The sequence below is a fragment of the Myxococcus xanthus genome (genome assembly GCF_006402735.1).
Lineage (GTDB): Bacteria > Myxococcota > Myxococcia > Myxococcales > Myxococcaceae > Myxococcus > Myxococcus xanthus_A.
This window is the reverse complement of the sequence record NZ_CP017174.1, coordinates 6277055-6286950: the sequence shown is the minus strand read 5'-3', so window position 1 is coordinate 6286950 and position 9896 is coordinate 6277055. Positions and strand designations below refer to the sequence as shown.

The window sequence follows — 9896 nt, the reverse complement described above, 5'->3', positions numbered from 1 at the left end:
TGACAGCCCCGTGTCCGACGTCACCAGCCCCGCGCCACCTCCGTTCGAAGCCGCGCTGGTTCGCGCCAGCGAAGAGCTCGGCTTCCCCAGCTACTACCAATCCTGTGTGCGCCCTTTGCTGCGCAACCCGGAAGGCCGTTGGCCTCGGTGCTGTGGCGGCGGGTGTGAGCCGTGCGCCCAGACGCTCATCCAGGTGGCCCTGCGCACCTTGGAGTTGATGGGGACGCCACGCCAGGCGCCGCTTCCGGACTGAGGTGGATGCCACACGCATGTCCGCACCGCACCCGTTGCTGCTCGTGGATGACGACGCCGCGTTCCGCAAAGTCTATGGCGGGCTGCTGCGCGAGGGGGGCTACGAGGTGGTGGAAGCCACGGACCGGCCTTCCGCTCGCGCCGCCTTCGACGCGCGCGACTTCCCCCTGGTGCTGCTCGACCTGATGCTGCCTCCCGACGGGAGTGTCTCCGCGGGGCTGGAAGGGCTCGCGGCGTTGCTGAGCGCGAAGCCCGGGACGAAGGTCATCGTCGTGTCCGGGGCGGGGGACACGCGGCACACGTTGGAGGCGGTGCGCCTGGGTGCGTACGACTTCCTCACCAAGCCGGTGGACCCGGACGTGCTGCTGGTGGTGGTGCAGCGGGCGCTCGCGCGGGTGACGTTGGAGCGGCAGGTGGAGACGCTGCGCAGCTCGCTGACGCGCGCGGCGGGCGGTGTCTCGCTGGTGGGGCAGAGCGCATCCTTCCTGGCGGCCACGTCCCTGGCGGAGCGCGTGGCGGCCAGTGAGCTGCCAGTGCTCGTCACCGGGGAGAATGGGACGGGGAAGGAGCTGCTCGCGCGCACCGTCCACCTCAAGAGCCGCCGCCACGACGGGCCCTTCGTCCCCATCAACTGCGGCGCGCTTCCAGAGTCATTGCTGGAGAGCGCCCTGTTTGGCCACGTGAAGGGCAGCTTCACCGGGGCGACGAAGGACCACCGTGGCCTCTTCGCGGAGGCGGACGGAGGCACGCTCTTCCTGGACGAACTGGGCGACATGTCGCCGTCCCTCCAGGTGAAGGTGCTGCGCGCGTTGGAGACGGGCGACATCCTGCCGGTGGGCGCGGACCGGCCTGTCCAGGTGGACGTGCGGCTCATCTCCGCCACCCACCGGGACCTGGGCCGCATGCTTCAGGAAGGCGCCTTCCGCGAGGACCTCTTCTGGCGCGTGAAGGGCGTCGAAATCCGCCTGCCGCCGTTGCGAGAGCGCCCCGTGGACCTGCCGCTGCTGGCCAAGCACTTCCTCAACCAGTGCGCGCACCTGTGCCCGGACGGCCGCGCCCGGCTGTTGTCGGACGCCGCGGCGGAGGCCCTGCTGGCCCATGCGTGGTCGGGGAATCTGCGCGAGCTGCGCCATGAGATGCAGCGCGCCACCGTGCTGGCGGGGGAGCGGCGCGAAATCCAACCCGAGGATTTGTCCTTCACCGGCAGCGAGCGCCTACGGCCCTCCAGCACGCCGGGCACCACCACGCTGGCGCAGAAGGTGGAAGCGCTGGAGCGGCGTGAAATCGAGGAGGCCCTGCGGCGTCTGAACGGCAACCGCACGCATACGGCGGAGGCGCTGGGCCTGTCGCGACAGGGCCTGCTCAAGAAGCTGGAGCGCTTCGGACTGACGTGAGTCAGAAGAGCCGGGCGCCCAGGCCCAGCCGTACGCTGTAGCCCAGGCGCGTGTGGCTTTCACCCGAGCGCTCCTGGAAGGACTCCACGCCGAGCTGGCCCGCCGCCAGCGCCGACAGGTTGCTGCCCAGGTACACCTCCACGCCGCCTCCGCCGAGCGCCTGGATGCGCCGCGACTGGCCATTGGACAGGCCGATGTCCACCGGCACGTCCAACAGTCCCAGCACGGACACCGTGTCCGCGACGCGCCAGCCCGCCACCAGCCCGGGCGATACGCGGAACAGCACGCCGGAGTAGTTCCGGTCATCCATGTACGTGGCACCCGAGTTCAGCACCACGCCCAGGCCCAGCGTGGGCGCCAGGGACAGGATGCCTTGCTCCAGCACCTTGCGCCGCACCGCGAGCTCCAGCGAGGCGGAGAGCTGGAACCACTGGAGCCGCGCGCGCGCCTCCAACTCGAAGCCGGAGATGCCTTGCCGGAAACCCACGCCGATCTCCGGCGCGCCCACGAAGCCATAGAGCGCCGTGGCTCCGTCCGGCAGCGTCACCGGTGCCAGCACCGCGCCCAGCGGGTCCTCGCTCGTGCCGCGCAGAAGCGCTGTGTCAAACGTCGTGACGCGTGGCGTTTCGTCGGCGGGGCCAGGGGCCGGCGCCTGGGCGGCGGACTCCAGGGAGACGAGCAATAGCGCGGACACGAGAGGGCCGAAGCAGCCGGGACGCATCATGTGGACACCCTACCCCGCACCGTGGCGGGCGGAAACCCAACGATTCCAGGGGCTTGTCTGCATCTTGCGTATTTGTCCGGCTTAGCGCGAAGATTTCGTAATTCATGGCTACCGCGCTCCCACAACCTTCCACGTATGCCGGACCGGAAGCCCTGGCCGAGGCGGGTGCGCGTCGCCGTGCGTCACGGGGCCGGCCTCGGGTGTTGCTGGTGGATTCGGCGCCGGGCGCGCAGGCCGTGCTGGCCGCTGCGCTGGCGGAGGCGGGCTTCGAGGTCCTGCTGGTCGCGGGCGCGCAGGCCGCGCTGGCGTCGCTGGTGGAAGGCGGCACGGCGCCGCAGTTGGTCGTCACCGAGGTGGAGCTCCAGGACGGGGACGGCTTCAGCCTGTGTGGCCAGGTTCGCGCGGACGCGCGCACGGCGCACCTGCCGGTGCTGTTGCTGGCCCGGCGTGAAGAGGAATTCCACCGGGACCTGGCGGGCGGCGTGGGCGCGGACGACTATCTGGCCCATCCCGTGGACGCGCGAGACGTGGTTGCGCTGGCCCGGCTCAAGGCGGGCCGGTGCAGTGGTGACGCGGCCTTCGAGTCGGACACGCAGCGGCTGCCGCTGACGGACGTGGCGCGAGCGCTGCTGGCGGGCGTCCGCTCTGGCCGCGTGGTGATGGCGGAAGGGCAGGGCTGGTTCGCCTTCCGGCACGGCCTGGTGGTGGACGCCGTCTTCAATGGCGAGCGCGGCAGCCTGGCCTTCCGGCGAATGCTCTGCTTCGGCGCGGGGGACTACTCGGTGGTGCTGGGGCCCGAGCTGCACAAGGGCTCGTTCACCATGGACCGCCCTTACCTGTGCGAGACGGTGCTGCAGGGCCTGGAGCGCTTCGACGCGCTGCGTGCCCGAGGCCTGCCGCTGGCGTCGCGGCTGACGGTGGACTTCGCCCGGCTAGCGGAGATGCTGGCGTCGTTGCCGGAGGACGTGGGCGAAGTGGTGCGCCTCTTCGACGGGCGCCGGACGCTGCGCGCCATGTTGCTGGAGTGCCAGTTCCCGGAGGCGGTGGCGTACGAGGCGTCCACGCGGCTGTTCGCGCTGGGCATCCTGGTGCCCGCGTGCCTGCTGGAGGAACGCGAGCGGGCGCGCTGTGGCGCCACGGTGCCCGGCTTCTTCGAGCCCGAGCCCTCCGTGGACGCCGTGCCGGTGGATGCTCAGGAGACGGCCCCCGCTGCCTGCGGTGGGGATGGGTCCTCCGCATCCTTCACCCTGGTCGGAGACGCGCAGCCTCCCGTCATCCTGGACTTCCCCAAGAAGGTCCCCGGCGCGTCGAGTGGCGCGGAGGACCTGGCGGGGGCTGTCCGGTCCGACGACGCGGGCGTTTGAAGGGTTTGACTCGGCGGCCCCCGGTAGGGGACAAGGCCCGGCGCGGGGTGCTCCATCCGCTGGGCGCCCGCTGAGGCACACCCACCATGTCCGGTCACAATCGGTGGTCGAAGATCAAGCGCCAGAAGGCCGCGATGGGCGCGACCAAGGGGAAGCTGTACTCCAAGGTCATCAAGGAAATCACTGTCGCCGCGCGGCTCGGTGGCGGTGAGCCCTCCGGCAATGCCCGCCTGCGCGTCGCGCTGGCCGCGGCCCGCGAGGCCAACATCCCGAAGGACACCATCGAGCGCGCCGTCAAGAAGGGCACGGGCGAGTTGGAGGGAGAGAACTACGAGGAGGTGACGTACGAGGGCTACGGCCCCGGCGGTGTCGCCATCCTGGTGGAGTGCCTCACCGACAACCGCAACCGGACCGCGGCCGACATGCGCTCCACCTTCAACGCGTACGGGGGCAACCTGGGCGCCGAGGGCGCGGTGGCCTGGATGTTCCAGAAGAAGGGCGTCATCAGCGTGAAGTACGGCCCCTCCGAGGACCAGTTGATGGAGCAGGCCATCGACGCGGGCGCCGAGGACGTCATCATGCTGGGGGACGAAGGCTCCGAGGTGCGCACCGCGGCGGCGGACCTGCACACGGTGGCGGGACGGCTCCAGGAGTCGGGCCTGCCGCTGGGGCAGCAGCGGTGGGTGTTCCTCCCCCAGAACACCGTCGCGCTGGACGTGGACACGGCGAAGAAGCTCCTGAAGCTGCTGGACGCGCTCGAGGAGAACGACGACGTGCAGAACGTGCACGGGAACTACGAAATCGAAGACGCGATGCTGGATTCGTTGTTGCAGTAGCGGAGTCCTGGAACGGAGTGGAACGTGCGCGTGCTTGGCGTTGACCCGGGAAGCCGGTTCATGGGCTTCGGGGTGGTGGAGGAGAAGCGGGGCCGGCTGGTGCACGTGGGCCACGGCGTCATCAAGGGCGACCCGGCGCTGCCGTTGTCGGACCGCCTGCGGGACTTGCACGGCGCGCTGACGGCGGCCCTGGTGAAATACCGCCCGGCCGCGGTGGCGGTGGAAGGCGTGTTCACCTTCCGCAACGCACGCAGCGCGCTGGTGCTGGGGCATGCGCGCGGCGTCGCGCTGCTGGCGGCGGCGCAGGCGGGGTTGCCCGTCTTCGAATACGCGCCGGCGAAGGTGAAGAAGGCGGTGGGGGCGGGCGGCGCGGACGGGAAGGACGCGGTGGCGCGGATGGTGCGGACCTTCCTGGAACTGGAGGCGTCGGTGCTGGAGCGCGCGGACGCGAGTGATGCGCTGGCGGTGGCGCTGTGCCACCTCAACCATGGGCGGGCCGCGGTACCGGCGGCGTCCGCGTCGGGCAAGAAGCGCAAGGGCGCGGCGGCGCTGTTGGCGGACCGGCTGGCGCCCGCGTACCGGCGTCCGGAGGCGAGATGATTTCGCGGTTGCGTGGGACGGTGCTGGAGAAGGACCTGGAGGACGCCACCATCGACGTGGGCGGCGTGGGCTACCGGGTGAACTTCTCCTCACTGACGCTGGGGAAGCTGCCGGCGGAGGGACAGCCGGTGGAGGTGCGCGTGCGCACCGTGGTGCGCGAGGACGCCTTCGACCTCTTCGGCTTCCTGACGAAGGGCGAGGAAGAGGTGTTCCTGCTGCTCAACAGCGTGTCGCGGGTGGGGCCCCGGCTGTCGTTGATGGTGCTGTCCGGCATGGAGGTGCCGGAGCTGGTGGCGGCGCTGTCGCGGGGCGAGGTGGCCCGGCTGGCGAAGATTCACGGCGTGGGGAAGAAGACCGCCGAGCGGCTGGTGCTGGAGCTCAAGGACAAGGTGAAGACAATTCACCTGGAAGCGGTGTCGCGTGGCACCGCGCCCGCCGCCGTCAGCGGCGCCCATGCGGACCTGGTCTCCGCGCTGCTCAACCTCGGCTACAAGCAGCCCCAGGCGGAGAAGGCCGCGGACCTGGCCGGCGAGCGGCTGGGGGCGGAGGCCACCTTCCAGGCGCTGTTCCGCGAGGCCCTCAAGGCGCTCCGCTCCGGCGGCTGAGCGCTACGACACGCCGGTGTGACGGCGCTGTGACGGCAAAATCCGGGAGAACGGCTGGGCCGTACCGTCCTCTCTTCCGTTGAGAGCTTGAAAGGCGCTGGGGCCAGAAGGCCCCAGTGTTGCCCTGTCTGCAGAAGTCGTCAGGCGTCGCGTGATGCCGGACAGCAGACGCGATTTCCTACCCGAGTCCGAGTAGGAGCATCCGGCATGGGTGACACTTTCCAGCTCCAGCGGCGAGGGCCGGCACGGCGCCGAGGATGAGGGTTGCATACATGACGTCATGGCGTGCCATTCCTGTGGGGCTGTTGCTGCTTGGCGGGGGAGCGGCGGGGTGTGAGCCGCTGGTGGAAGGTGATGCGGGGGAGGAATGGGCGCGGGCCGTCCCTGGGTCGCAGGCACCTGTCGACGTGTCGACGGAGTCGTCGGGGCGCAAGGCGCCCGTCCTGTTTCCGCAGCCTTGGGCGGTGTGCAGCGACACGGCCCAGCGGCTGCGTGACATCCGGCCGGGACTGACGGGTTCGCAGCCGCAGGAGCTGGCGCGGGCGGGCGAGGTGCTCGTCTTCAGCGCGGATGACGGCGTGAGCGGCCGCGAGCTGTGGGCCAGCATCGACGGGGCGCGGCAGACGATGAGGCTGAAGGACCTGAGGCCGGGGCCGGCGGGTTCGCAGCCTCGGAACCTGACGCGGGTGGGGCCCTGGGTCTTCTTCGTCGCGGACGACGGCGTGCATGGCGCGGAGCTGTGGCGCACGGACGGCACGGCGGATGGCACGGTGCTGGTGCGGGACGTGCGGCGTGGGACGGTGGGCGCGGCGCCGGAGTTCCTCACCGAGGTGGACGGCGCCCTCTACTTCACGGCGGATGATGGGGTGTCCGGCCGCGAGCTGTGGCGCACCGACGGCACGGAGAAGGGCACGGAGCGGGTGCACGAATTCCTGCCCGGCGCGGGTTCGCTCGCCCTGAGCCAGTTGACGGCGTGGAGCAAGGGCCTGGCGCTGGTGTCGGCCAACGCCGCGGAGACGGTGCTCTGGTGGGTGGACCTCCAGGGCCAGCCGACGCGGCTGTTCTCCCAGCAGGGCGCCGGGGTGATTTTCGGGCTGACGCCGGCGGGCCGGCACCTGTTCTTCCTGTTGGACCCGGGCACGGAGCAGGCCGAGCTGTGGGTGGCGCGCACGGCCCCGCCGTCGGCCGAGCGGGTGCGGACCTTTCCAGGTGACTACCCGGCGTACCTCGCCGCGCTGGATGACACGCTGTACTTCCTGGCGGGGGCGAGCGACTGGTACGGCAACCCAGGCGACGCGGTGCACGGCGGCGAGCTGTGGCGCAGTGACGGCTCGGTGGAGGGCACGAGGCTCGTCGGGGACCTCTGGCCCGGCCCCCAGGGCTCGATGCCCAAGGAGCTGGTCGCGCTGGGGGGCGAGCTGTACTTCACCGCGGACGACGGCGTGCACGGCCGCGAGCTGTGGCGGACCGACGGCACGGCGCAGGGCACGATGATGGTGCGCGACATCGAGCCGGGGCCGGTGGGCAGCGTGCCCACGGGGCTCAAGGCCGAGTCCGGCTGGTTGTTCTTCTCCGCGGAGACGGCGGGGCACGGGCGCGAGGTCTGGTACAGCGCCGGACGCCCCTGGGTGACGAGCCGGCTGCTGGACATCGCGCCGGGGGCTGCGTCATCGAATCCGTTCAACTTCGTGCGCGCCGGCTTCAACATCTTCTTCGCCGCGTCGGACGGAGACAGGGACCAGGAGCTGTACGCGGTGCCCTTCCGCCCCTGGTGGCTCTGCTTCAGCCGGGACTGCTGAGTGCTAGGCGGCCCGCCGTGACGCGGGGGTGGGCCGCACGTCGCCGAAGTTGGGCGCGGGCAGGACGATGGTGGGCGACAAGCCGGGCGCCATGACGTGCGCGGTGAGCTGCGAGGACGGGTGGAAGTTGATGAACGCGCCCTCCACGGAGGACGTGCCCGCGAACAGCTTCTCCACCACCATGGAGGAGTACTGGTCCAGGGAGTCCTCGCGCGTGTTGCCGTTGAGGACGACCTCCCAGCCCATGTGCTCGGCGAAGCGGCGCACGCCGGGGATGGCGGACTGGAGCGGCGTGTAGCTCTCCGTGGCCACGCCATTCTCGCTGGTGACGAACACCTCGCGCGAGGTGGCCACCGCCAGCGACATGTTGCCGCGCGTGTGGCCGGGCGTGCTGAGCAGCGCCGCGCCCTGGCCCAGCCACACGTCACCGTCCAGCAGCACCACGCGCTCGCGGGGGATGTCGGCGCCGCCCGGGACGAGCCACACCGCCTGCATGGGGTGCGGCTCCAGGGCCACCTCCCATTCGGCGCGCTGCACCAGCAGCCGGGCCCGGGGGAAGTACGCGGGCATGCCGTCACCGCCCAGCCAGCCGCGCAGGTCCTGGATGTGGAGGTGGTCGAAGGCCAGGTAGTCCACATCCGCCGGGGTGAGGCCCAACGCGGCCAGGTGGCTCTGCACCGAGCCGTGCCGCGTGGACATCACCTTGTCTGAGACGAAGGCGCCGTAGCGCTCGCGCAGCGCGCGGTAGAAGGGGGCGGAGGCGCCGCGCTCGTAGTCGGAGGGGTTGAACAGCAGTGTGCGCCGCGCGCCCTCCCGGTCCACGAACTGCACCACCTGCATCCGGTTCGTCAGCATGACGTAGGGCGCCGGAGATGACGCCGCGCCGCTGAAGGCGAACTGGGCGGGGTAGGGGAAGGTGACGAGGTCGCAGGTGGCCACCGCGGCCACCGGGCCTTCCTTCACGAAGGCCTCCCGCGCATCCAACGCGGCCCGGCGGAGCTTCTGGAGCCGGAGCCCGGGCACGGGTTCGGCACGTGCACCGGCCAGGGAGGGGAGGGGACGAAACGCAGGGCTCGTGTTCATGCGGTCTCCAGGCTCGACTTTCGCACACGGCAGGCGCACTTCAATCGCCTCGGAGTATCGGCGGGGGCTGTGCCTGGAACGCTGGGAGAGGGGCCCACCTTCCCCTGCCCGCGCCCGCCTGGCTGGCGGGCCCGGCGGCCCACTGGATGTATCGCCGCCAGATGTGCGGCGACACGCGCGGCCTTCCTGTATAGGGTCCGGATGGTCATGGCGAGGAAGTCCGACACACTCTCGGAAGACGTCCTGCCCGAGGACGTCCGGCTCGAGGCTTCCCTGCGTCCGCGCTCGTTCGACGAGTACGTGGGCCAGGGGCCCGTCGTCGAAAAGCTCAAGGTCTACGTGCAGGCCGCGCGCAGCCGGGGCGAAGCCCTGGACCACTGCCTGTTCTCCGGCCCGCCGGGCCTGGGCAAGACGTCGCTGGCGCACATCATCGCGAACGAGCTGGGCGTGGGAATCCACGTCACGAGCGGCCCCGCCCTGGAGCGCAAGGGGGACCTCGCGGGCCTGCTCACCAACCTCGACGCGCGCGACGTGCTCTTCATCGATGAAATCCACCGCCTCAACGCCGCCGTGGAGGAATACCTCTACCCGGCCATGGAGGACTTCCGGCTGGACATCACCATCGACACCGGGCCCGCCGCCCGGGCGATGAAGATTGATTTGCCGCCCTTCACGTTGATTGGCGCCACCACGCGCACCGGCCTGCTCACCTCGCCGCTGCGCGACCGCTTCCAGATTCAGGAACGGCTGGAGTACTACGACGCCAAGGCACTGGAGAGCATCCTCCACCGCTCCGCGCGCATCCTGGGCATTCCCCTGGACAAGGACGCCGCGCGCGAGGTGGCCAGCCGCTCGCGGGGCACGCCGCGCATCACCAACCGGCTGCTGCGCCGGCTGCGTGATTTCGCGGAGGTGGAAGGCAATGGCAGAATCACCCTGGAGCTGGCGCAGAAGTCGCTGGACAGGCTCGGGGTGGACGCCAGCGGCCTAGACTCCATGGACCGCAAGATTCTGCTGACCATCCTCGACAAGTTCGGCGGCGGCCCGGTGGGCGTGGAGACCATCGCCGCCAGCGTGGGCGAGCAGCGCGATACCATTGAGGACGTGTACGAGCCCTTCCTGATGCAGGAAGGCTTCCTCCAGCGTACGCCGCGGGGCCGGATGGCCACGCACCGCACGTACCAATATTTCAAGAAGCAACCACCGCCCACGCCCCAGGGCAGCCTCTTCTGAGATGCC

At 70.6% G+C, this 9896-nt stretch carries 10 protein-coding genes; 8 read left to right on the top strand and 2 right to left on the bottom strand.

Annotation, left to right across the window (positions count from 1 at the left end; all coding sequences use genetic code 11):
- Positions 1 to 10: 10 nt before the first annotated feature.
- Positions 11 to 253, top strand: coding sequence for a hypothetical protein (locus BHS09_RS25570; RefSeq protein ID WP_140799374.1), 243 nt, complete (start codon positions 11 to 13; stop codon positions 251 to 253).
- Positions 254 to 269: 16 nt separating this feature from the next.
- A complete protein-coding gene (locus BHS09_RS25565; RefSeq protein ID WP_140799373.1) occupies positions 270 to 1646 on the top strand; it encodes a sigma-54-dependent transcriptional regulator in 1377 nt (458 codons plus the stop codon).
- A 1-nt stretch (position 1647) separates the two neighbouring features.
- Here BHS09_RS25565 and BHS09_RS25560 read toward each other — a convergent pair whose 3' ends face one another.
- The gene (locus BHS09_RS25560) at positions 1648 to 2370 is read right to left on the bottom strand and encodes a hypothetical protein (RefSeq protein WP_140799372.1); all 723 of its coding nucleotides are present in this window, start codon (positions 2368 to 2370) and stop codon (positions 1648 to 1650) included.
- A 104-nt stretch (positions 2371 to 2474) separates the two neighbouring features.
- Here BHS09_RS25560 and BHS09_RS25555 point away from each other — a divergent pair, with 104 nt between their 5' ends.
- From BHS09_RS25555 to BHS09_RS25535, 5 genes are all read left to right on the top strand, one after another.
- A complete protein-coding gene (locus tag BHS09_RS25555; RefSeq protein ID WP_140794061.1) occupies positions 2475 to 3734 on the top strand; it encodes a response regulator in 1260 nt (419 codons plus the stop codon).
- An 86-nt stretch (positions 3735 to 3820) separates the two neighbouring features.
- Positions 3821 to 4570, top strand: a complete 750-nt coding sequence (locus tag BHS09_RS25550; protein WP_140799371.1) for a YebC/PmpR family DNA-binding transcriptional regulator — start codon at positions 3821 to 3823, stop codon at positions 4568 to 4570.
- 24 nt (positions 4571 to 4594) lie between these two features.
- Positions 4595 to 5170 (top strand): crossover junction endodeoxyribonuclease RuvC, encoded by a 576-nt coding sequence (gene ruvC, locus BHS09_RS25545; RefSeq protein WP_140794057.1) that lies wholly within the window; start codon positions 4595 to 4597, stop codon positions 5168 to 5170.
- Positions 5167 to 5775, top strand: coding sequence for a Holliday junction branch migration protein RuvA (ruvA, locus tag BHS09_RS25540; RefSeq protein WP_140794055.1), 609 nt, complete (start codon positions 5167 to 5169; stop codon positions 5773 to 5775). The genes ruvC and ruvA overlap by 4 nt, the downstream gene beginning before the upstream one ends.
- Positions 5776 to 6047: 272 nt before the next feature.
- Positions 6048 to 7574 (top strand): ELWxxDGT repeat protein, encoded by a 1527-nt coding sequence (locus BHS09_RS25535; RefSeq protein WP_237077416.1) that lies wholly within the window; start codon positions 6048 to 6050, stop codon positions 7572 to 7574.
- 3 nt (positions 7575 to 7577) lie between these two features.
- Here BHS09_RS25535 and BHS09_RS25530 read toward each other — a convergent pair whose 3' ends face one another.
- Positions 7578 to 8657 (bottom strand): MBL fold metallo-hydrolase, encoded by a 1080-nt coding sequence (locus tag BHS09_RS25530; protein WP_140794051.1) that lies wholly within the window; start codon positions 8655 to 8657, stop codon positions 7578 to 7580.
- A 201-nt stretch (positions 8658 to 8858) separates the two neighbouring features.
- On the opposite strand from BHS09_RS25530, the gene ruvB reads away from it, so the two are divergent.
- Positions 8859 to 9890, top strand: coding sequence for a Holliday junction branch migration DNA helicase RuvB (gene ruvB, locus BHS09_RS25525; protein ID WP_011554947.1), 1032 nt, complete (start codon positions 8859 to 8861; stop codon positions 9888 to 9890).
- The last annotated feature ends 6 nt before the right edge of the window (positions 9891 to 9896 follow it).